Raw genomic sequence first — 22,673 nt, 5'->3', positions numbered from 1 at the left:
GTGAGAACTGGGCATGCTCTGGCCCTGCTGCTGCGCGAGTACGGCGTCGAGTCCGTGTTCGGCATCCCCGGCGTGCACACCATCGAGCTGTACCGGGGCTTCGCCGAGGCCGGCATCAGCACCCATCCGGCGCGGCACGAGCAGGGCGCCGGTTTCATGGCGGACGCCTACGCGCGGCAGACCGGTAAGCCGGGCGTGTGTGCGCTGGTCACCGGCCCGGGAGTGCTCAACGCGCTGACACCGCTGGCGCAGGCCTGGCACGACTCGATCCCGTTGCTGTACATCACCGCCACCACCCGCTCGGACCTGCTCGGGCGCGAACGCGGGCCGCTGCACGACATCCGCGACCAGGTGGCGGCCGTGGCCGGGGTGACCGAGCACTCGTGGCTCGCCCGCACCGCGCAGGAGCTGCCCGAACTCGTCGCCCGCGCCTGGGCCGCGATGACCACGGGACGCCCGCGCCCGGCCCACATCGCCGTCCCGATCGACGTCCTCACCGCCGAGGTGGACGGCCCGTTCACGCCGTTCTCCAAGATCGCCGACACGGCCGCCGCCGCCACCGCCGCAGTCGCAGCCACCGCCGCCGCCACCACCGCCGCCGCCACCGGGCCTCACGGTGAGGCGGGCCGAGCGGCGATCGCCGCCGCCGGCGCTCTCCTCTGCCAAGCGAGCACCCCGGCCATCATCGCCGGCGGTGGCGCCCGCAAGGCACGAGCCGAGGTCCGCGCCATCGCCGAACGACTGGGCGCTCCCGTGGTCACCACCGGCAACGCCAGCGGCCTGCTGCCGCCCGGCCACCCCCTCGCGGTGGGCACGTTGCTGCCGTTCGCGGGAGCGCAGGACCTGCTGCGCGAGGCCGACGTCGTCCTGGCCGTGGGCACCGAGTTCTCCGAGACCGACGTGCTCTACACCGGCCGGGAGGTCGAGTTGGAGGGTTCGCTCATCCGCCTCGACATCGACCCGGCGAACCTGAACGCGCCGATGCCCGCGAAGGTGGCCCTGGAAGGCGACGCCCGCGCGGTCCTCGCCGGGCTGATCGCCCTGATCGACCGCGAACCGGCGGCGGACGGCCCGGCCCGGACCGTGGCGGCGCGGGCCGCCGTCGGGTGGACCGGCCAGTCGCTGGGTCATCTTCCCTGGCTGGACGCGGTGGCCGCGGCCCTTCCCGAGGACACCGCCGTGGTGCTGGACTCGACGCAGCTGGCGTACACCGCCCACCACTACCTGTCCCCTGCCGAGCCGACCGCCTGGACGGCCACCTACGGCCTGGGCACCCTCGGCGCGGCGCTGCCGATGGCGGTCGGGGCGGCCATCGCGGAGCCGGAGCGGCCGGTGCTGGCGATCGCCGGGGACGGCGGCAGCCTGTTCACCCTCACCGAGCTGGCCACCGCCGTCGACCTGGGCCGCCAGCTCACCCTGCTGATCTGGGACAACCGTGGCTACGGCGAGATCCGCGACTCGTTCGACAGGGCGTCGGCGACCCGGGTGGACACCGAGGTCACCGCGTTCGACCACGCCCTCATCGCCCGGGGTTTCGGCGCCCGCGGTCTGCACGTCGCCACCCCCGAGGCGCTGCGGGAGGCGTTGCACGAGGCCCTGCGCACGAACGCGGTCACCGTCGTCGTCGCCGCCGGGTTCTGACCGTGCGGCCCCTGGTGATCCTCACCGACGTCTCCGACATCGACCCGCAGCCCGCCATCGACCTGCTCGGCGGCAGCGGTTTCGACGTCGAGGTGCTGAAGCTCGACGTCGATCCGGCGGTCCCGCCCCGGGCGGCGCGGGCGGTCGCCGCGGTCGGCGGCTACGCGCACCTGGGCGAGGACTTCTTCGCCGCCCTGCCCGCTCTGGAGTTCGTGGCGCTGACCTCGGCCGGCGCCGACATGGTCGATCTCGCGGCGGCCGAACGCCACGGTGTGCGGATTCAGCCGCTGATCGGCGCCGCCACCGAGGAGGTCGCCGCTCACGCCCTCGCGCTCGTCCTGGCCGTCGAGCGCGGCCTGCGGGTGACCGAGCAGGTCGCGACCGGCCGCTGGTCGGAGGCGTTCGAGCAGCTGCCACGCCGGCTGTCCGGCTGCACGCTGGGCGTTCTCGGACTGGGCAGGATCGGCGCGGAGTTCGCCCGGATGGCCCGCCCGCTGGTCGGCCGGGTCGTCGGCTACGACCCGTATGCGCCGGTCCCGGGCGGCGTCGAGGCGGTGACCTTCGAGGAACTGCTGGTCGCGAGCGATGTGCTCTCGGTGCACCTGCCGCTGTCCGAGCAGACCCGCGGCATGCTGGGCGCCGCCGAGCTGGAGTGTCTGCCGTACGGCGCCAGCCTGATCAACGTCTCCCGCGCGGAGATCGTCGACCAGGACGCGCTGCTGGCCGCCCTCGACAGCGGACGGTTGCGCGGGGCGGGCCTGGACGTGCTGATCGGTGAGCCGCCGGTGCTGGACGATCCGTTGCGCGCCCACGCCCGCACGATCGTCACCCCGCACGTGGGTTATCTCTCCGAAGGATCACTGCGGTCGTACGAGGAACAGCCCGCCGCGACCATCGTGACCTGGTGGAAAGACCGTCACGCGTAGTAGGGCACGGTTCCGGCGCTCGTCCCGGGCAGGATGTTCTCGTCAGCGGCCATGGCCCGCCGCCACGCCTCCAGGAAGGCCGGGCGGGACGGCGATCCGACGATCGACACCCCCGGCACCACCAGTCCCAGAACAGCGCCGAGCGCTCCCAGCACCGGGTCGCCGTGCGCCTGCCACGCTCCGGCGTGCAGTGGCCCGGGCACGATCGCGACGACACCGGACCGCATGGTGACCCGGCCACCCAGCGCGGTCAGGTTGTCCATCACCTCGGTCACCCGCGGGGATTGCGGCACACCGGAGAGCCGTGATGGCCCGTCCGCCAGCGCCGCGAGGACGCATGCGACTCCGGCGAGTCCCGGCGCGGTGCTCAGGTCGTACGAAATCGGATTCAAATGCCCTGAAGTCGACCGGCTGGTGCAGGTCAGGCCCTCGGCGGACCGGACGACGTAGGCGCCGAACGTGGCGAGCAGATCGCGCAGCACGGGCGCGGCCGGATCCTCGGCCAGAGCGTCCCAGTTGCGCAGCACCACTGTCCCGGTCGTGACGGCGGCGCCGGCCAGGAAGACCGCTGCCTCGTCGAGGGTGGTCGCCGCGTCGATACGGGCGCGCACGGGCATGGTCGCGAGAGGGGCGGGCCAGGTGGTCACGCGTAGGTCTCCTTCACGACGTCGAGGTGGGTCCAGCTCTGCAGGGCCCGCACGCCGGGCACGGCCCGCAACGCCGTCAGCGCCCGGGACGCGTCGCCCGGCGAGGCGCAGGTGAGCGTGCCGACGAAATCCGCGGAGCCGGTGGTGAGGGCGAGGTACGACATGTCCGGCAGCTCGCGCAGCACCGCGAGGGTCGCGGCCCGGGTGCCGGGCGCGCTCAGGCGGTAACCGACCTGCACGGTCCCGGGCCCGGGCTGCCGGCGCACGCCGATGCGCAGCGCCCCCATCTCGATCAGGCGCAGCACCCGGCTGCGGGTGGACGCGGTGGTCAGGCCGACCTGCTCGCCCATCGCGGCGAACGAGCGCCGGCCGTCCGCCTGCAACTCGGTGACCAGGGTGCGGTCGATGTCGTCGAGCGGTTGCGGCGCGTCCGGCCGGAGCAGGTCGAGGCTGGCGTCGCGGACGATGTCAAGGTATTCGTCCAGGTCGACACCGGCGACGCCGGGCAGGGCCGCGATCGCGGCGACGACCGTCGCGAGCGTCGGGCGGTCGGCCACCCGGATCTCCGCGGAGAGGGTGTGGCCGCCGGCGACGTGCGACACGAAGGGCACCTCCGGGCGGGCGCAGAGCGCGTCGAGCACGTGGCCGAGCGGCCCGTCGACGCGCAGCCGCAGGTGGGCGCACTCGGGCAGGCCCAGCACCGCGGGGTGCACGACCGCTCGTACGGCGATGCCCTCGGAGTGCAACGCCGTCATGGCCTTGCGGACGACGGCGCTGGTCAGCCCCAGCAAGCGGGACAGCGCCTCCACCGACATCCGGCCGTCGTCGGCGAGCGCCGTGGCGACCGCTTCCTTGACCTCGTCATTCGTCACGCTGCAATCCTCCGGCATGCCACGTTTCGAGTCAGGGATTTGTTTGTAACATCCCCGCTATGAGCCAACTTTTGCTTGATCATCGCGCCGCTGAGGGCGTAGATATTTTGTCATGAGCTTGGACGGCAATACTTCTCGACTCACGTTCGTGCAGTCGCTGTGGGCCATGGAGGACCTTCCGTGGACTGCGCTGGACGAGCAGCTGGCCCAGCTGGTCGGCGCGGGCTACCGCGGATACGCCGTCGACCTCGGCGCCCGGCAGGCCCCCACCAGCGCCGATCTCGCCGCCGCGGCGCAGGGCACCGGGCTGAGCGCCACGGTGATGGCGTTCGTCCCGGACGAGAAGGTGCTCGGCGACGCGCTGCGGTACGCCGCCGCGATCGGCGCCCGCGACCTGGTGCTCTGCGCCCAGCACTACACGCTCGACCTGGACGAGGCCGCCGCCCTCACCGCGCGCTGGCACGGCATCGCCGCCCGCGACGGCGTACGCCTGGAGCTCGAGACGCACCGCAACACGATGACGAACGACCTGCGCTTCACCGCGGCGCTGGCCGACCGCCTGCCCGAGGACATCGACCTGGCCATCGACCTGTCGCACTACGTCGTCGGCGCCGAGATCCCGGCCGAGCCCACCGCCGAGATCGAGGACCGGGTCGCGGCGCTGCTGCGGCACGGCGGATCGGTGCAGGGCCGGGTGGCGTCGCGCTGCCAGGTCCAGGTGCCGCTGCACCACGCGTCCAGCGAGCCGTGGATCGCGCTGGCCCGGCGCTGGTGGACCGACGCCTTCGTGCAGATCCTGCGCCGCCGTCCCACCGGGGACATCGTCTTCCTCACCGAGCTCGGCACCACCCCGTACGCCATGACCGACGCCGCCGGTGTGCAGGTCAGTGACCGCTGGGCCGAGGCCGCCCTGCTGCGTTCGTGGGCCGCTCTCGCTTTCGAATCCGCGATCCTGGAGTGTTCCGAATGACCACGTACTCGACCACCAGCACCGGCAACGCCATCGTCGACGGCCCGCTGTCGGAGGAGACCTACGGCAGGTCGATCCTGCCGGCCACCGCGTACACCGACCCGCAGGAGTTCGCCCGCGAGCAGCGGATGATCTTCAGTGCCGAGTGGGTCTGGGCCGGTTACGCCCACTGGGTCGGCAAGGAGGGCGACGTCCACCCGGTCGAGGTGGCCGGGAAGCCGCTGCTCATCGTGCGCGACGGCGAGGGCGGCGTGAACGTCTTCCACAACTCGTGCCGGCACCGCGGGATGGTGGTGACGCAGGAGCCGATCGAGGTGACCCAGCGGATCCAGTGCGCGTACCACTGCTGGTCGTACAACCTGGACGGCTCGCTCGCCGCCGCGCCCTACTTCAACCGGGAACGCCGCGGCGCGCCCTCCCCCGAGTCCCGCCGCAAGCTGGGCCTGCTGCCGGTGCCGAGCGCGGTCTGGGCCGGCATGGTGTTCGTCAACCTGAGCGCCGACCCGACGCCGTTCGAGGAGGTCATCGCCCCGCTGGCGGAACGCTGGTCGCACATCGACTTCAGCCGGCTGCACCTGGCCCAGGAACGGGAGTTCGACCTGGCGGTGAACTGGAAGCTCGCGGTGGAGAACTTCCTCGACTTCTACCACCTGCCGTTCGTGCACCCGCAGGTCGGCCCGGTCGCGGCCTCCCTCGACGTGGACGACGTGGTGATCGACAGCGACGTGATCGTCGGTGGCTGCTACCCGCGCGGCGCCGTCGGCAAGGCGAAGAAGTCCGAGGACGCGCTGCCGTTCATCGGTGACGTACCGGCCGGGAAGGTGGAGTCGCAGGACATCTTCTGCGTCTTCCCGAACGCCCTGGTCTTCCTGGAGGCCGACTGGTTCCAGGTGATCGCGCTGTCGCCGTCGGCGGTGGACCGGACCGTCGAGCACATGGCCGTCTTCGTCGACGAGCGCGCCGCCGGACCACGGTTCGCGGAGTCCGTGAAGAGCCTCTGCGACGTGCTCTTCCACGTCAACGAGCAGGACATCCCGTTCCTCTACAAGCTGCAGGCCGGGCGGGCGTCGGACGGCGCGAACCACACCACGCTGCTGCCGTCCTGGGATCAGATCACCGCGATGTTCCAGGCCGCCGTCGCCACCCGGATGGGGTACGGGTCGTGACACCACGGCGCTACGACGCGGTGGTGACCGCGCACGAGAAGATCGCCGGCGACGTCGCCCTGGTCAGCGTGGCGGCCCCGGACCTGCCCGCCTGGCAGCCGGGCGACCACGCCGACCTGGAGCTCTCCCCCGGCCTGGTCCGGCAGTATTCGTTCTGCGGCACCCCCGGCGTCCCGGGCGTGTGGACCTTCGCGGTCCGGCTCCGTCCCGGCGGCACCGGAGGTTCCCAGCACGTCCACACCCGGCTCGCGGTGGGAGACCAGGTCCGGGTCGCCGGTCCGAAGGCGATGTTCCCGCTGGCGGACGCCCCGTCATATCTGCTGGTCGCGGGCGGCATCGGTGTCACCCCGATCCTCACGATGGCCGAGCATCTCGCGTCCCGGGGCAAGACCTTCCTTCTCCTGTACGTCGGAAGCACCAGCGCTCGGATGCCCTTCCTGGAACGGGTGGCCGCCCTCGGGGAGTCGGCTCTGGTGGTGGACCGCTCGCAGACACCCGGCTTCACCCTGCCGGCGATCGTGGAGCGGGTACCGGACACGGCGCTGGTCTACGCGTGCGGCCCGGCCCGGATGCTGGACGAGCTTCGCGGGCTGGTCGGCGCCGAGCGCCTGCGAACGGAGTCGTTCGCCTCCTCCCCCGGTGTCCTCTCCGATGCCGGCGGCTCCTTCGAGGTTCAGTTCGGCATCGACGGACCCGTCCGCCAGGTCCCGGCCGGCACCCCGATGCTGGACGTGCTGCTCGACGCCGGCGCCGACGTCATGTGGTCGTGCCGGGAGGGAACCTGCGGCACCTGCGAGACGACCCTGCTCAAGGGCGAGGCCGACCACCGCGACGACATCCTCACCCCTGACGAGAAGGCGGCCCAGAACTGCGTCTTCCCGTGCGTCTCCCGGGCCCTCTCCGAGCGTCTCGTCGTCGATCTCCCGCTGGAGGGCTGACCGCCCCATGCCCCGCGCGGCGTCCACCGCAACGCCCACAAGCTCTCAACCGGCCGAAAAGGGTGGCATTATTACGATTTATGGCAGAGGAGCTGCTGTACCGCAGCGAACGAACGGAAGTCCTCCGCCAGACCGCAACCGACGACGCCGGCTCCCTGATCCGCAAACGTGCCTTCGGCAGTGGGGCGGTCCGGCGGATCGACCGGGAGCGTGCCGTGCTGCGGCACCTCGAAGGCGTCAGCGGGGTGCCGCGGCTCGGCGACCGCCAGGCGCGGCAGTCGCTGCTGCTGCGTGACGACAGGGGGAGCCCGGTCACCCGCTTGCCGGTGCCGCGACTGATCACGGTCGCGCGGGAGCTGACCGCCGTGGTCGCCGCGCTGCACCGCGCCGGGGTGCTGCACCACGACATCACGCCGGCCAACGTCGTACTCGCGGCCGGGTCGCCGCTGCTGATCGACTACGACCTCGCGGAGATCCTGCCGGCCGGGGCCACCGCGACCGCGCCTCCGGACCAGCCGGTGGGCACTCTCGGTTTCCAGGCGCCGGAACAGACCGGCCGGTTGCGGCTTCCGGTGGATCAGCGAGCGGATCTGTACGGGCTGGGCGCCACCCTGTACGCCCTGGCCACCGGCGAGCCGCCGTTCCCCGGCGACGACCCTCTCGAGGTCATCCGGGACACCCTGGTCCGCACGCCGGCTTCTCCCGCCGACCGCAGTCCCGGGCTGCCGCACCCCTTCGGTGACATCGTCCTGCGGTTGCTGGAGAAGGATCCGGACAGCCGCTATCAGAGCGCCGAGGCCGTCGCCCACGACCTCGACTGCTTCGAGAAGGGGTCGTGGCGCCTAGGTGAGCACGACTTCCCGGCGATCCTGACCGGGCCCGCCGAACTGGTCGGGCGCGAGGACGAGGTGGACCGGCTGACCGCGGCGTTGGACCGGGCGCAGGCGGGCGGGACTCCGGCCGTACTCATCGGGGGTCCTCCGGGTGTGGGGAAGAGTTCCCTGGTCGCAACCCTGCGGCAGGTGGTGACGGCGCGGGGTGGCTGGTTCGTCGGCGGCAAGTACGACCAGTTCCGGACCGGGACCGGGAGTGGCGGCATCCGCCGTGCCATGGCGAAGCTGGCCGGGCTGCTGCTCGCCGAACCGGAGCCGGACATCACCGCCGACCGCCGCCGGATCATCGCCGCGCTGGGCGCGAACCTGCAGGTCGCGGTCGGCGCCATCCCGGAGCTGGCGCCGCTGCTCGGTGATGGCGCCGCGCCCGCCGCCGACGACCCGGGCACCGCGCCGGCCCGGATCATCACCGCGATCGTCGCCCTGCTCAGGACCGTCACGGCGCAGCGCCCGCTGGTGCTGGCCGTCGACGACCTGCAGTGGGCGAGCCCTTCGTCGCTACAGGTGCTCGACGCGATCGTGTCGGCCGGTCCGATTCCCGGCATGCTGGTCGTCGGCACCTATCGCGATCAGGAGGCCGGTGGTGAGCATCCGCTGGCGTTGCTGGCCGCCCGCGGCGAGCAGGCCGGCACGATCGGCCCGCCGATCCGGCTCGGCGGGCTCGGTCCCGGCGGCCTCACCGCGCTGGTGGGGGCGGTGCTGCGGCTGGCGCCGGACCGGGCGGAGGCGCTGGCCCGGCTGCTGCTCGGGCCCAGTGGCGGCAATCCGTACACGGCGGTCGAGCTCCTCAACGCGCTGCGCGGCGACGGGCTGCTCACCCTGGGCCGCGACGGCTGGCGCTGGGACCCGGAGCAGGCCCGCGCGTTCCTGGCCCGCACACTGGTCCCGGACCTGATGACCGATCGCCTGGCCCGGTTGCCCGGGGAGACCCGCCGGGTGCTGACGGCGCTCGCCTGTCTCGGTGGCGACGTCCCGGCGGTGCTGCTCGCCGCCGCGCTGCGGATGCCGGTGCCGAACCTCATCGAGCATCTGGCAGCCGCCGACGCGGCCCGGCTGGTCGTCGCCGACCGGCCCGCGACGACCGCCGGCACGGTCCGGTTCCGGCACGACCTGATTCACCGCGCCGCCCACGACGACCTCGCCGAGCACGACCGCGAACTGCTGCAACTGGGCATGGCGCGGGCTCTCGCCGGCCGTGGCGACGCCCGGCAGGAGGCGGCCGAGCAGTACCTCGCGGCGGCCGGCCTGGTCAGCGACCCCCGGGAGCGGCGCACCGCCGCGCGACTGCTGCACGCGGCCGGGCACCGGGCCGCCCAGCTGACCAACTACGTGGTCGCCGAGGAGCTGTACCGCTGCGCCGACCGGCTGTCGGCGTCCGACGAGATCACCGTCGACCGGCACGCCACCCTCTACTGCCTGGGCCGGCTCGACGACGCCGACGACGTCTATCAGGAGCTCGCCGGCCGCTCACCCGGCCTGCTCGCCCTCGCCGCCGCCACCACGACCCAGGTCAACAGCCTGACGCAGCGCGGTGCCAGCGCGGCCGCCATCGAGCTCGGCATCCGGGTCCTGGCCCGGTTCGGCATCACCCCGCCGGCCGACCTGGCCGCGGCCGTGGACGACGGCATCGACCGGCTGTACCGGTGGGCGGACCGGATCGAGGCCGGTCAGGAGAGCGCCGCCGAGACCACCGACGCCGCCGTCATCGCCGCCGGCCGGGTGCTCAACCGGCTGCTGGCGCCGGCGTTCCACCTGGACCCGCTGATGCATGCCTGGCTGACGCTGCAGACGCAGCAGCTGTGGGAGCGGCACGGCGTCTGCGCGCCGTTCGTCGGCACCATGGGCGCCGCGGTCGCGGTCACCATCGACCGGCGCGGCGACTACCTCACCGGCTACCGGCTGACCGCCCACGCCGTCGGCGTCGGGCGCCGGCACGGCTATCAGGCCGAGACCGCCGTCGCCCGGTACATGCACCTGTGCCTGGCCGCGCACTGGTGCGAACCGGCCGAATCCATCGTGGAAGCCGCCCAGCAGACCCGCGACGATCTGATCGCTGTCGGCGACGTGCAGGTCGCGAGCATGCTGACCAACCGGTTGCTGGCCCTGCTGGTGGACTGCGGCGAGACCCTGGACGCGGCCGCCGACGAGGTCACCCTCGGCCTGGCGTTCGCCGAGCGGACCGGCAGCCGGTTCGCGACGCTGTCGATGATCGGGTACCGGCAGCTGATCCACACGCTGCAGGGCCGTACCGGTGACTTCGACGAGGCCGAGCACCTGGCCCAGGTCTCGACGGCCCGCGCGGCGCTGGGCACGTACCACACGAACCGCGCACTCGGCGCGATGATCTTCGATGACGCCGCGGCGCTGGAGGAGTCGTCGGCGGCGGCGATGGCCGACAGCCGGGCCATCCGCGGCTTCTACGTCGCGGTGCTGGCCCGGGTGACCAGGGCGGTCAGCCTCGCCCGCCGGATCGGGGCCGGCGACGGCGCCCCCGCGGCCGCCGAACTCGACGAGGCCCGGTCCTGGCTGGCCCGGCGCGCCGCCGACTGCCCGCACAACTTCCGGCCGCTGCTTCACCTGGTCGACGCCGAGCGCGCCTGGGCCCTCGGCGACCCGGCCACCGCTGCCCGCGCGTTCGACGCCGGCCTCTGCGAGGTCTCCGGCCGCCCCTGGCACCGCGCCCTGCTCGCCGAACGCGCCGGCCGGTTCCACCTCGGTCAAGGCCTCGAATACGGCGGGCGCCACCTGCTCGCCGAGGCCCTCGACGCCTATCGACGCTGGGGCGCCGAGGGCAAGGCCGACGCTTTGAGAGATCAATTCCCGTTCCTCTGTACGACGGCAGCGCCGCCCACCGGATCGCACTCGTCGACCGGCGACGCCCTGCCCATCGACCTCATGGCCGTCCTGCGCGCCTCGCAGGCGCTGAGTTCGCAGACCACGGTGGCGGGCCTCCAGTCCCAGGTCGGCGACCTGCTCAGCGGCCTGACCGGGGCCACCGCCGCGCACCTGGTGCTGCAGCATCAGGAGACGTCGCACTGGTACGTGTCGGCGATCGCCGGTCCCGGCCGGGAACAGCCGGCCGCCCTGGTCGCCGATCCCGCCAGCCCGGGCGGGAGCCACCTGCCGTTGTCCGCCGTCCGCTACGTGTTACGCACCCGCGAGCCGCTGCTGGTCGCCGACGCCACCGGCGACGACCGGTTCAGCAGTGATCCCTACCTGTCCGGCCTCGAACTCTGTGCGCTTCTCGTGGTTCCGGTGCCCAGTCACAACGTCGCTCACGCCGTACTGGTGCTGGAGAATCACCGCCAACGCGGGATCTTCTCGATCGACCGGCTGGAGACGGTCCGGCTGATCGCCGGGCAGCTCGCCGTGTCGCTGGACAACGCGATCCTCTACGACTCGCTGGACAGCGCGGTCCGCGCCCGCACCGCCGATCTCGCCGCCGCCACCCGCCGCCTCGCCGACAGCGAGAGCCGGGTCCGGTCGCACTTCGAGCACGCCGCCGTCGGTCAGGTCATCCACGGCACCGACGATCACATCGAGGAGGCGAACCCGGCCTTCCTCGCGATGGTCGGCATGACCGCGCCGCAGCTGACCGGCACCCGGCTGACCGACCTGTTCGCCGCGCCCGACCGGGATGCGCACCGGCGCGATCTCGGCGAGGTGATCGCCGACCGGCGCCCTCTGGTCAGCCGCGAGCTGACCCTGCTGCGCGCCGACGGCGGCCGGCTCGACGCGCAGGTGACGGTGTCGGCGGTCCGTGACGCCGACGGCCGGCCCGCTCACCTGGTGAGCGTGCTGCAGGACATCAGCGCCCGGAAGGCCGCCGAGGCGCAGCTGGCCGACCGCAACCGCGAGCTGGAGGCGGCGAACCGGCTCAAGTCCGATCTGATGGGCATGCTCGGCCACGAGATCGGCAACCCGCTCGCCATGATCCTCGGGCATCTGGAACTGGCCCGCGCCGACGACGACGTCCCGATGCCCGGCCTGCTGGACCGGATCCACCGCAACGCCCGCCGGCTCGACACCATCGTCAACGAGGTCCTCGCCCTGGTCCGCATCGACGCCGGCCAGCTCACCGCGCTGCCCGCGCCGACCCGGGTCGCCGACCACATCGACGCCGCGGTGACCGCCGCCGCGGCCACCGGCATCCCGGTCGTGTGCCCGCCGGACCTGGTCGCGTTCGTGCAGCCCAGCCACCTCGACCACATCCTGACCAACCTGATCAGCAATGCCGCCAAGTACGGCGGGGGCGCCACCGCGATCGTCGCCCGCCCCGAGGCCCCGGCCGTCGTCCTGGAGGTCCACGACGAAGGCCCCGGTGTTCCGGCCGACTTCCGCGACCGCCTGTTCGGCCGCCTCGCCCGCGCCTCCACCACCGCCGCCTCCGCCCCGGGAACCGGCCTCGGCCTCTACATCGTCCGCGAACTGGCCCGCGCCAACGGCGGCGACGTCGCCTACCGCCCGGCGCCGGGCCACGGCTCGATCTTCGTCCTCACGATGCCCCTGGCGCAGCAGCCACCAATGCAGCCGGCCGGGATACTGCCGGCGTCCGCAGCCTATTGATTCAGCTCGATATCGTGGAGTCGTGTCCCGGGTGACGCCGGCGCCGTTTGATGATCCGACCACATCAAACCGGCGAGGCACTGGAGGAGATCCACGATGACCGACGAGACGGATTCCGGCTGGAGCGACGAGGTCGTCGCGCACGTGCGCCGGCTCTGGGGTGACCAGCTGCGGCCGATCGATCCCCGGCGGATCCATCCTGATCTGTCCGCTGCCACCCGCCGGTACCTCACCGACGTCGGCCTGCCCGACTTCGAACCCAGCTGGGGCTTCGAGTGCACGCTGGATCGGACGGATCAGATCCTGGCCCGGGACGGCCGCGATTACGTGGTGGTGGGCGGCATCTGGGGCACGACCCTGCTGTACGGCATCGACATCCGTACCGATCAGGTGTTCTGCGTCAACCCGCGGGACCTCGGGGAGGAACCCGAGCTGATGAACACCACCGTCGCGCTCTGGGTGCTCAGCGCCGGCGTCATCGAGCGGCAGATCATGTCGCAGACCGGAGACATGGAACCGGAGAGCGCCGAGGCCCTCGTGGAGGGAGTCCGCCAGGTCCTCACCGCGATGGATCCGGCGGCGATGCGGTACCAGCGAGGCCGCAACTGGCACGGATATCTGAACAGCTTCGAGGAGTAGGGAACCGCAGATGGCCGGTGACAGGACGCCAGTGCGCCACCGGGTGATTCCCGCGCTCGTCGCGGTGCTCGCCCTGCTGCTGCCCAACGTGTTCGCGCTGGCCCCGGCATATGCGACACCCCCGCCACGGCACGTCGACATCACGGCCACCGACGAGTCGGATCCGCTGAACCTCTTCCGTTTGATCTTCCGCCACCGCCACTCCGATCTACGCCCGTCAGGCGACGGCCGCTTCGGCTGGGGGTCCAACGTCGCCGTCCTGACGACGACTGTCGACGGGATGACGCTCTACATCGCGATGGCCAACTACAACAGGTTCAACTTCACCGGCAAGGCAGCAGCCGTCGTGGACATCTTCCGCGTGGACGACAGCGGGAAGCCGTACCTCGTCGACCGATACGGCAAGCCACTGAAGGTCGACTGGCGCACCTCCTACACACCGAGCGCCACGATCAATCTCCTGACGAGTGAACGGACACAGGCCCTCGGCAACGGCCCGATCCATTCGGAGGCCGGTGTCGACGCGGTCAACGGGGAGATGGTCAAGGGCACGGACATCGAAATCCTCAGCGAACGGGTGTTCTGTGCGGAGGGCGCCAATCAGTGCATGAACCGGCTGAAGGAAGGCAAGATCCTGAGCCAGACGACCAGCGGGCGATACCTGACCAAGAATCCGACGCTGTCGCCGGCGCAGCTCAAGGAGCTCAACGCCGAACTCGACGAGAAGATCAAGGATGGCGAGCTCAGCGCGGCGGAGAAGCAGGCCGCGATCGCCGAGGCGGATGCCGCCACCGAGCTCCAGGAGGGCTACCAGCGTTGGAAGGAAGCCGGCATGCCGGACACCTTCGAGGCCCTGACCCGTTTCGTCCACGCGGTCAACGCCTTCACCGTGTCCGGCTCGTCGCCGCCCGGTGGCGTCGCCACCAAGGCCCTGACCGGCAAGGTCGGCACCGCTCCTGGTGGCATCGACTTCTCGACGCTGCAACTGCGCTATCTCGCCGAGGACGAGAAGGGGCGCCTGCGCTACTCGTACGACGCCGCCCCCACCACCGCGAAAGACCAGCACATCACCGAGGGGCAGCTCGCGGCCGCCCAGATGTCGGACGCGTTCTTCGTCTGGCTGAGCCTGCCCCGGGACACGTTCTGGGTGAACCTGAACCCGCGGGAACCCGACCGGATCATCGACAAGCGGCTGGCCGGCACCGACGCCGGGCGCATCCTGCTCGAAGCGGACCTGCGGATGAAACGGGATTCGGCCCGCCTCACCAATCCCGAGACGGCCCTCGGCCGCCGGTTCTGGGGCAAGCCCGGCCCGTCCGGCGCCCAGGAGTGCGGCGTGATCCGCCAGTGGATCGTCCCGAAGCCGGCCACCGTCTACGAGCAGGACGGCGGGCTGCACATCATCGACGCCCCGCTGGAGGTCAAGTCCGAGTCCGAGATGCTCAACGGCACCAGCGGAGACCCATCCTGCCCGGTGCCCAGCCGGCGGATGCAGGCGATCTTCGAGAAGGAGATCCTGCCCGCAGTGGAGAAGGCGGTGAACACCGCGCCCGCGTACGCCGAGCTGCGCCGGGTCTACCTGGCCCGGGTCGCGGCCCAGTGGTACCGCGAACGCGGAACCGGCGCCCTCACCTCGATGATCGACAAGGGCGACGTCTCACGATGGAGATCCATCAAGAGCTGGAAGCCGCGCGCGGTCTTCGACGCCTACGTGAAGTCGTACAAGAACGGCGAGTACCGCGTGACGAGGACGGAGACGTCGGGGAACCACCAGTACACGTACACCTACACCGACGGCGGGGTGGACTTCGCCACCGTTCCCTTCACCAGACTGACCTCGGCGGCGTTCCGGCAATCGCACCCCGACCTGGCCACCGCCGTGCAGGGTTCGTTCGGCGCGGCCACCCCGGACGCCGGCGGCCGGGTCTGGCTCGGCGATGTCAGCGCCGTGCCGCCCGATCAGCAGGCCCGCAAGGCCACCCCGACGGCGTTCCGCCGGTTCGTCATGCCGCTGGTCATCACCGTCGCGGCGGTGATCGTCATCGGCATCGTGGTAGCCATGACCGTCATCGGCCGTGGTAAGCGATCGCGGCGACGCCCGGGGTGACCGGCAGCTGATCACGGCGGGGTGGGCAGTCCCGGCAGGTTCGGTATTTCGGGCACGGCCGGCAGGCTCGGGAAGCCCGGGAAGCTCGGCAGAGTAGTCGGCACGCCTGGCTCACCCGGCTCGCCGGGCAGACTGGGCATGCCGGGCAGACTGGGCATCGTGGGGATCGTGGGCAACTCGGGCAGCTCAGGCAGCTCGGGCAGGGCGGAGAGCCCGACCACGGGCACCGCCAGCACGATCACCAAGGCCGCCATCCAGAGCGCGAACCGTCCCGGGGACCGCGACGGCGACGGCAGCGACAGCCCGGCGCCACCGAAGTAGGTGTTCGCGGCCGGGCGGGTGAGCAGCCAGACCGCAGTGAAGATGGTGAGCGTGGAGATCGCCAGCAGGCCGTAGCTGGTGGGGTGGAACCAGCCCGGGATCAGGTCGGTCTCGTACACCGTCTGGAACCCGATCCGATCAGCGAGAGTGTCCAGGTCGCCGCGGAGGCGGTGCAGAGCGATGGTCAGCGCGACCAGCCAGATGACGGCCACAGCGCTCAGTGCGGCCAGCACGAACACGATCGTGCGGGCCCGGCGTGAGCCCCGCAGCACGAAGAACGCGAGCACACCCAGCCCGATCGCCTGGCCGAGGCTGATGACGGCCTGGACGCCCAGCTGCAGCCACATCGCCGACAGCATGTCGTCGACGATCCGCTGTCCCTCGGTGACGCCGTCGTCGACCAGCTGGGTCACCAGCTCGTCGGCGGCGTCCTGTGCCGCGATGAGAGCGATCGTCGCCAGGACCAGGCTGATCACCCCGATGACGGGAAGTGTCAGCAGGAGCAGGCCGGCGGTGGTGACGACGCTCGGACGTTCCGTCCGAGCGTCGTCGTCCCGTGCCTCCTCGTCTCGTGTCTCCTCGACCATCAGATCCCCCTCCGCACTCCGCCGCCGCGAGCCCAACAAATCGGCGCTCGTCACTATAAAGCGGAATCGGCGACGGGTGTGCTCAGGGCTGGTTCACTCCCCTGCATTGATAGGTCGCGTTGGAGCCGAAGAACCGGGCGTCGCCGAAGGCGAAGACCCCGCCGTCACAGCCGTTGAGCCAGTAGCCCTTGCCGCTGACGGTCGCGGACATGCCGGTGATGTGGCCGTTGAGCGGCTTTCCGGCCATCGAGCCGTAGAACCCGGCCGATCCGAACGCGAAGACGCCGCCGTCCTCCGCGGTCATCCAGTAGCCGTTGCCGTCCAGCGTACGACTGATGTCGGTGACCGGCGCGTTCAGCGGCTTACCACCCATCGAGCCGTAGAAGGCGGCGTCCCCGAAGGCGAACACCCCGCCGTCGGCGGCCGCGGTCCAATAGCCTGCCCCGGACGCCGTCGGCACGATGGCGACCATCGGCTTGTTGAGCGGCTTGCCTCCCATCGAGCCGTAGAAGGCGGCGTCGCCGAACGCGAACACCCCGCCGTCCGCGCCGACCAGCCAGTACCCGCGGCCACTCTTGGTCGGTGCCATGCCGACGATGTTGTTCACCGGCACGTTGATCGACGGCAGGGAGCCGTGGAAGCCGGCATCGCCGAACGCGAACACTCCCCCGTCCCGGCCGACCAGCCAGTAGCCGGCACCGGACGGCGTCCGCGCCATGCCGATGACGTTGGTGACCCGGACGCCGATGCCCGGCAGCGAGCCGTAGAACCGGGCGTCGCCGTAGCTGAAGACACCGCCGTCGCTCGCCACCTGCCAGTAGCCGTCGCCCGAGGCGGTGGAAACGACGTCACCCGCGGTGGGCAGCGGGGCGACGGTGAAGACCGAGGTCCGCCGGGCGGTGGCGCCGGACGGGTCCCGGACGGTCACCGTCCACTCGTAGCGGGTGCCCGGGTCGAGCCTGTGCGCCGGCACCTTCCACGCCGCGCCCGTCCACCCCGAGTCGAGCGACACCGAAGGCCCGGTCACCGTGTAGCGGTACTGCAAGGCGTCGCCGTCGTCGTCGGCCGCGACGGCGGAGAGCGTGGGCGTGTTCGTCCCGGCCTGCGCGCCGGTCGCCGGGGAGGCCGCGGCGATGCGCGGACTGCGGTTCGCCAGCGAGACGACCGCCGACCTGGAGGCCTGTGCCCCGGCGTTGTCGGTGACCACCAGGCGGACGGTCTTGCTGGTCCCGGCGCCGAGCGCGACGGTCGCGCTCGGTCCCGACGCGATCTTCGTAGCGCCGTTGTACCAGGCCCACGAGGTGATGCGCCCATCGGCGTCGGAGGACGCGCTGCCGTCGAGGGTCACCGTGTCCCGGGCGCCGACGGCACGCTTGTAGGCGAATCGGGCGACCGGCGCGACGTTGCCCGGCTTCGCCACGGGCGGGCTGACCGACGGATACTTCAGTGGCACCATGGCGGCCGCTGAGGAACACGGCCGGAAGAAGTCGAGCCCGGTCGCCCGGGTGTCGATGTCCTGGCGCGCGGTCGGCGACTGCCAGCGTGTCGACAGCAGCCCGGCGGTGGCGATGATGCCCTTCGGGCCGGTCAGCGAGACGCAGCTGACGTCGAGGTCCTGTACGGTCGCGACCAGTTTGCCGTTGCGGTACACCTGGTAGGCGTAGCTGGGGAAGGCGTCGGTCGCGGACTGGACGATCATGTGATCGCGGCCGGAGAAGGAGACCGTGATCGACCCGTCGAGGTCGGGGATCAACGCGGCCGGATAGAACGGGTCGGCCGAGCCGAGGACGAGTTTCGCCGTCGACGCGCTCGGCGCCTCCACCCGGGACTTGCCGCTCGCCTTGCGCGACATGCTGCACTGCGACCCGGTGATGGAGTTCGTCATCGTCATGTGCGTCGTGCCATAACTGGCCTGCGCCGCGACGTCCGACATCCGCGAGCCGTCCCAGCGGAAATCGTACTGAACCATCGTCTTGAAATCGCCGTTGGAGCCATTGACGAAGTTGACGTGATTGTTGCCGTTGAACCGGACCGTCGAGGTCGGCCACGGGCTGCAGAAACTGTCGAGTTTCATGCCAACGGCTGAACCGATGGCCTGGGCCTGCGGAATCCAGGCCTTGAACCGAATGCTGTACAGGTCGCTGTACGCGGCATGGGCCGGAACCGCCACCAGGCCAATCATGACGAGCAGGGCGCCGGCGGACACCACCAGCCGACTCAGTATTCGGCGCATCAATTCGCTCATTCCCCCTCCGCCCGGCAGTCCCAGGCCGCGGCTAACCGTAAAGGCGTTCACCGCCGATTTGCGATCGCGCATTCAGGTTCGGCCGGTCGACCGGGTTCAAACCGCCGGACGGCGTGTTCTCAGCGCCGGGCGGAGGCCTGCGGAATGGCCGCTCGATGCGGAAATCGGTACGCTCGCCGCCATGAGACGGCCGGGTGTCCTCGTGGGAATGGGTGCGCTGGTCACCGCTGTGCTCGGCGCGACGGCCGGGTTCGGGCCGGTGCCCTACGTCGTGGAGATGCCCGGGCCCACCGTGAACGTGCTCGGCGACCGGGACGGCGAACCGGTGATCACGGTGACCGGCGCGGAGGTCTCGGCGTCGGCGGGGAAGCTGCTGCTCACCACCGTGCAGGTGCAGACCCGGGTGCGGGTGGCCGACGCGGTGCGCAGCTGGTTCGACGATGACCGGGCGATGGTTCCCCGCGACGTCGTCTACCCCGGCGGGCTGACCGCCGAGGAGACCGACGCGCGCAACACGGCGCTGTTCGCCACATCGCAGGAGGACGCCACGGCGGCCGCGCTGCGGACGGTCGGGAACGCCGGGCGGCCGGCCGTCACCTTCGCCGCCGGCGACATCGGCGGGCCCAGCGCCGGCCTGATGTTCACCCTCGGCATCGTCGACAAGCTGACGCGTGAGGACCTCACCGGCGGCCGGATCGTCGCCGGCACCGGATCCGTCGAGGCCTCCGGCGCAGTCGGCCCGATCGGCGGTATCCCGCTGAAGCTGCGCGGCGCGCAGGCGGCCGGCGCCGAACTGTTCCTGGTCCCCGAGGCCAACTGTGCCGAGGCTCTGCGCAACAGCCGGCCGGGCCTGACGATGGCGAAGGTGTCCACTGTCGACGAGGCTCTGACCGCCCTGGAGACCTTCACGGCCGGCGGGCTGCCACAGCCGTGCACCGCCTGACCCGGCCGGGCTCGATCACCAGTTGGCGCGCCAGAACTGCGGGGCGTGCGGGATCTCGCTACGGGGCACGCCGAGGCGGGCCGCCGCGGAGCCGGCCCAGTGCGGGTCACGCAGCGCGGCGCGGCCGATCGAGACGGCGTGGGCCTGACCGGAGGCCAGGATCGTCTCCGCCTGGGTGGCGTCGTCGATCAGCCCGACGGCGCTGACCACGATGCCGGTGCCGGCCAGTTCGCGGGTCAGCTCGGCGGCCAGCGACACCTGGTAGCCGGGGCCGGTCGGGATCACCGCTCCCCGGCCGAGCCCACCGGAGGACACGTCGACCCAGGTCACGCCGTGGTCGGTGGCGAGACGGCGCAGCAGGCGCGCCGAGGCGGCGACGTCCCAGCCACCGTCCACCCAGTCGGTGGCGCTGATCCGGATGCCGAGGGGTTTGTGCGCGGGCCAGGCGGCGCGGACCGCGGCGGCCACCTCGCGGACGAGCCGGGTGCGGCCTTCCTCGTCGCCGCCGTACCCGTCGGTCCGCGTGTTCGTCAGCGGCGACAGGAACTGGTGCATCAGGTAGCCGTGGGCGGCGTGCAGCTGGATCGCGTCGTAGCCGGCGGCGTCGGCTCGCCGGGCGGCGTCGGCGAAGGCGGCGACCACCCCGGCGATGCCCTGCTCGTCCAGCGCCGTGGCGGCGTCGAGCCCGGGCAGCACGGGAGCGTCGGCGGCGCCGGCCGTCGTCCATCCGCCCTCGGCGACGGGCACCGTGCCGTCCGGCCGGCCGGGCAGCCACGGGTACGTGGAGGCCTTGCCGCCGGCGTGGGCGAGTTGCACGGCGGCGGCCGCGCCCTGCGAGTGCAGGAACGTGACGACGCGCTGGTGGGCCTGCTGCTGGGCGTCGGTGTAGAGGCCGACGTCGCGCGGGCTGATGCGACCGCGCGCTTCGACGCCGGTGGCCTCCGTGGTGACCAGCCCGAATCCGCCGGCCGCGAAGGCGCCCAGATGCTGCAGGTGCCAGTCGGTCGGCACCCCGTCCTCGGCGTCGATGACGTACTGGCACATCGGCGCCACCAGGGTCCGGTTGCGCAGGGTGAGCCCGGGCCCCTCGGGCGCGGGCAGGGTGAGTGGGGTGAACAGCATGACCCGTCTCCTAATACTTGCATACGCGGGGTTTCCCCGCGTGCAAGTAAAAGTAGTTGCAGGCGCGCTATTGTGCAAAGGGCCCGGACGGCGGCGGGGTGACGATCCCGGACACACTCTCGGCGATCAGGCGCGTCCCACCGGGCCCGTCCTCGTAGAGTCCGTAGGGCCGGGACCGCTCGACGAAGAGCCGGCCACCACCCGGCCGGTCACGGACGTATTCCCAGTCACCGGTCGGCACCGGCTCCCACGCGCCCCCGGCGACCCGGCACAGCCGGTACTCCTCGCCCAGTTCCTCGGTCTGAATCATGGCGTGCAGCACCCCGGCCGAGGACCACCACATGTCCTCCACGAACATCTCCACGGCCGGTCCGGGACCACCCAGCGCCGCCGTCGACGGCACGGTGTCCACACCGGTCTCCAGGTCCAGCACGTGCACCACTGCGGCGTTGTCCTCCAGGTACGCCAGGCGCGCCCCCGCCGCGACGGTCAGCAGGATGTCGGCCGGAGCCGAGTGGGACCCGGGCGGCGTCAGCGGTTCCGGGCCGACCTGCCGGGTCGTCCCGTCCGCATCGACCCGGTGGATCTGCCGGCCGGACCGGTTGCTGACCAGCACGATCACGTCACCGCCCGCCTCGCCGAGCACGCAGCCCGGAAGCCTCGCCGGCAGGGCGGCCGCGACCGGCCCGGCCTCGGTGAGGTCGGGCAGCCGGAACCGCCGCAGGGTGGGCGCCACGAGCATCACCTCATCACCCACCAGGCTGCGCGACACCTGGCAGCCCGCCGGCGCCAGGAACGTCAGCGCCCGCTCGTGCACGGCGCCGGTCGTGACGTCCATCGCGAAGATCTTCTCCCTGGTGCTGGTGACCAGGAACCGCCCGGTGCTGGTGAAGGCCGGATAGTCGCCCGGCATGGAGTCCACAGCCGTGCCGTCGCGGACGAGATGGACCGTCCCGCTGTACAGGTCCGCGTACGCATAGATCCTCGGCGCCGCGGGCTTCTCATCGCCGGGCACCGTGCCCGCGAGCATCACCAGCACCATGAGCAGCGCGGACCGTCTCACTGGTACACCCCGTACGTGATCTCGCGGATCTCCTCGATGTCGCCCGGATCGGGCAGGCCCGGCAGCAGGCGGGTGCCCGAGTCGCCCGCCACGAACTCGAAGTAGGTGTCGTACGCGGTCAGGTCGCCGAGCAGCGCCGTCGTCCGGCACGGCCGCTCCGGCTCGACCGGGATCACCGAGCGCCTGCCGTCGGCCACCACGTACAGCTCGGGGTACCAGGTGACGGTGTGCGTCCGGGTCGTCGCCTCGACGTCGATCACCGTGTTCTTGTGCGCCTCGACGTGCACCGGCGCGCCGCTGAGCTCCGGCGCGCAGGGCCGCCCGGAGTCGAGGTTCAGCGAGGCCGGTTCCGGCGGATCACCCTCCGGTGGCATGTACAGCAGGGCGCCGGTCAGGGGTGCGGTGCGCGGTCCGGTGAGCCGCGCGCACAGACCGTCGATCACGACGTCCTTGTCCTGCCCGGTCACCGTGAGACGCAGCCGGGTGCTGCCGATGTCGGCGCCGCCGGCCCGGGAGATCCAGGCGGTCACGGTCGCCTCCGGATCCGGGTCCGGGTCGTCGTACCGCCAGCTGGTGCGGGGCATGGTGGCGGGGTCGGCGCCGGCCGGCAACGCCCAGGCCCGGGGATACCAGATGTCGTCCGGCTCGGGCACCGCCCGCACACCTCGCGGCGCGACCGGCGGCCGCGATCCCCCCGCCGCGGAGGACTCCGGCGCCGGCAGCGGGGGACGGCGAGGATCCACATGGACGACCACCGGCGTCTCCGGGAAGACGGTCCGCCACAGCGGGCCCACCCCGGAGATCACCAGCGTCACGACGGCGGTGATACCGGCCGTGACGGCTGTCGTGATCGCCAGCACCCGCCACGGCGGCCGGGCGGCCGGCACATCGCCGGGGCGGGATCGTTCACGTCCGCCTCTCCGCCCCACCGCAACCCCTCTGCCGCCGACACCGTCGTCCAGGCGTCGATACTGCCCGTGCCGAGCCCGTGATCGGCACCCCGGTCACCCGAAGTACGTAAGGTAGG

At 71.9% G+C, this 22,673-nt stretch carries 16 protein-coding genes; 9 read left to right on the top strand and 7 right to left on the bottom strand.

Going from position 1 to position 22,673, the window contains the following annotated elements:
• Together EP757_RS25325 and EP757_RS25320 are read left to right on the top strand one after the other, a co-directional pair.
• Window positions 1-1,641 carry a 5-guanidino-2-oxopentanoate decarboxylase gene (locus EP757_RS25325; protein ID WP_127550025.1) on the top strand — a complete coding sequence of 547 codons (1,641 nt, stop codon included), beginning with the start codon at window positions 1-3 and terminating at the stop codon, window positions 1,639-1,641.
• 2 nt (window positions 1,642-1,643) lie between these two features.
• Window positions 1,644-2,567 (top strand): NAD(P)-dependent oxidoreductase, encoded by a 924-nt coding sequence (locus EP757_RS25320; protein WP_197725375.1) that lies wholly within the window; start codon window positions 1,644-1,646, stop codon window positions 2,565-2,567.
• On the opposite strand, the gene EP757_RS25315 is transcribed toward EP757_RS25320, so the two are convergent.
• Window positions 2,558-3,214 (bottom strand): hypothetical protein, encoded by a 657-nt coding sequence (locus EP757_RS25315; RefSeq protein ID WP_127550023.1) that lies wholly within the window; start codon window positions 3,212-3,214, stop codon window positions 2,558-2,560. The genes EP757_RS25320 and EP757_RS25315 overlap by 10 nt on opposite strands.
• Window positions 3,211-4,086 carry an Lrp/AsnC family transcriptional regulator gene (locus tag EP757_RS25310; RefSeq protein ID WP_127550022.1) on the bottom strand — a complete coding sequence of 292 codons (876 nt, stop codon included), beginning with the start codon at window positions 4,084-4,086 and terminating at the stop codon, window positions 3,211-3,213. Before EP757_RS25310 ends, EP757_RS25315 begins: the two co-directional genes overlap by 4 nt.
• Window positions 4,087-4,198: 112 nt before the next feature.
• Between EP757_RS25310 and EP757_RS25305 the strand changes: the two genes are divergently transcribed.
• The 6 genes from EP757_RS25305 (at window position 4,199) to EP757_RS25280 (ending at window position 15,365) form a co-directional block, all read left to right on the top strand.
• Window positions 4,199-5,056, top strand: a complete 858-nt coding sequence (locus EP757_RS25305; protein ID WP_127550020.1) for a sugar phosphate isomerase/epimerase — start codon at window positions 4,199-4,201, stop codon at window positions 5,054-5,056.
• Window positions 5,053-6,222, top strand: coding sequence for an aromatic ring-hydroxylating dioxygenase subunit alpha (locus EP757_RS25300; protein ID WP_127550018.1), 1,170 nt, complete (start codon window positions 5,053-5,055; stop codon window positions 6,220-6,222). The genes EP757_RS25305 and EP757_RS25300 overlap by 4 nt, the downstream gene beginning before the upstream one ends.
• The gene (locus EP757_RS25295; RefSeq protein WP_127550016.1) at window positions 6,219-7,160 is read left to right on the top strand and encodes a PDR/VanB family oxidoreductase; all 942 of its coding nucleotides are present in this window, start codon (window positions 6,219-6,221) and stop codon (window positions 7,158-7,160) included. The genes EP757_RS25300 and EP757_RS25295 overlap by 4 nt, the downstream gene beginning before the upstream one ends.
• An 80-nt stretch (window positions 7,161-7,240) precedes the next feature.
• Window positions 7,241-12,619: an AAA family ATPase gene (locus EP757_RS44650; RefSeq protein ID WP_127550014.1), complete on the top strand. Its 5,379-nt coding sequence runs from the start codon at window positions 7,241-7,243 to the stop codon at window positions 12,617-12,619.
• A 96-nt stretch (window positions 12,620-12,715) separates the two neighbouring features.
• Window positions 12,716-13,258: an SUKH-4 family immunity protein gene (locus EP757_RS25285; RefSeq protein WP_127550012.1), complete on the top strand. Its 543-nt coding sequence runs from the start codon at window positions 12,716-12,718 to the stop codon at window positions 13,256-13,258.
• 10 nt (window positions 13,259-13,268) lie between these two features.
• A complete protein-coding gene (locus EP757_RS25280) occupies window positions 13,269-15,365 on the top strand; it encodes a hypothetical protein (RefSeq protein ID WP_127550010.1) in 2,097 nt (698 codons plus the stop codon).
• An 11-nt stretch (window positions 15,366-15,376) separates the two neighbouring features.
• Here EP757_RS25280 and EP757_RS44035 read toward each other — a convergent pair whose 3' ends face one another.
• The gene (locus EP757_RS44035) at window positions 15,377-16,273 is read right to left on the bottom strand and encodes a hypothetical protein (RefSeq protein WP_127550008.1); all 897 of its coding nucleotides are present in this window, start codon (window positions 16,271-16,273) and stop codon (window positions 15,377-15,379) included.
• Between the two features lie 82 nt (window positions 16,274-16,355).
• Window positions 16,356-18,506, bottom strand: a complete 2,151-nt coding sequence (locus EP757_RS25270) for a PKD domain-containing protein (protein ID WP_127550006.1) — start codon at window positions 18,504-18,506, stop codon at window positions 16,356-16,358.
• Between the two features lie 193 nt (window positions 18,507-18,699).
• Here EP757_RS25270 and EP757_RS25265 point away from each other — a divergent pair, with 193 nt between their 5' ends.
• The gene (locus EP757_RS25265; protein WP_127550004.1) at window positions 18,700-19,461 is read left to right on the top strand and encodes a PDZ domain-containing protein; all 762 of its coding nucleotides are present in this window, start codon (window positions 18,700-18,702) and stop codon (window positions 19,459-19,461) included.
• A 15-nt stretch (window positions 19,462-19,476) separates the two neighbouring features.
• Here EP757_RS25265 and EP757_RS25260 read toward each other — a convergent pair whose 3' ends face one another.
• From EP757_RS25260 to EP757_RS25250, 3 genes are all read right to left on the bottom strand, one after another.
• Entirely contained in the window at window positions 19,477-20,583 is a 1,107-nt protein-coding gene (locus EP757_RS25260) for an NADH:flavin oxidoreductase/NADH oxidase (protein ID WP_127550002.1), read from the bottom strand.
• A 67-nt stretch (window positions 20,584-20,650) separates the two neighbouring features.
• Window positions 20,651-21,646, bottom strand: coding sequence for a hypothetical protein (locus EP757_RS25255; RefSeq protein WP_127550000.1), 996 nt, complete (start codon window positions 21,644-21,646; stop codon window positions 20,651-20,653).
• Window positions 21,643-22,575 carry a hypothetical protein gene (locus EP757_RS25250; RefSeq protein WP_127549998.1) on the bottom strand — a complete coding sequence of 311 codons (933 nt, stop codon included), beginning with the start codon at window positions 22,573-22,575 and terminating at the stop codon, window positions 21,643-21,645. Before EP757_RS25250 ends, EP757_RS25255 begins: the two co-directional genes overlap by 4 nt.
• Window positions 22,576-22,673 lie beyond the last annotated feature (98 nt).

Origin of the sequence: Actinoplanes sp. OR16, from assembly GCF_004001265.1 — a bacterium.
In the GTDB taxonomy this organism is placed as follows: domain Bacteria; phylum Actinomycetota; class Actinomycetes; order Mycobacteriales; family Micromonosporaceae; genus Actinoplanes.
The sequence above is the reverse complement of the archived record's forward strand: the minus strand, read 5'-3'. Positions and strand labels throughout refer to the sequence as shown.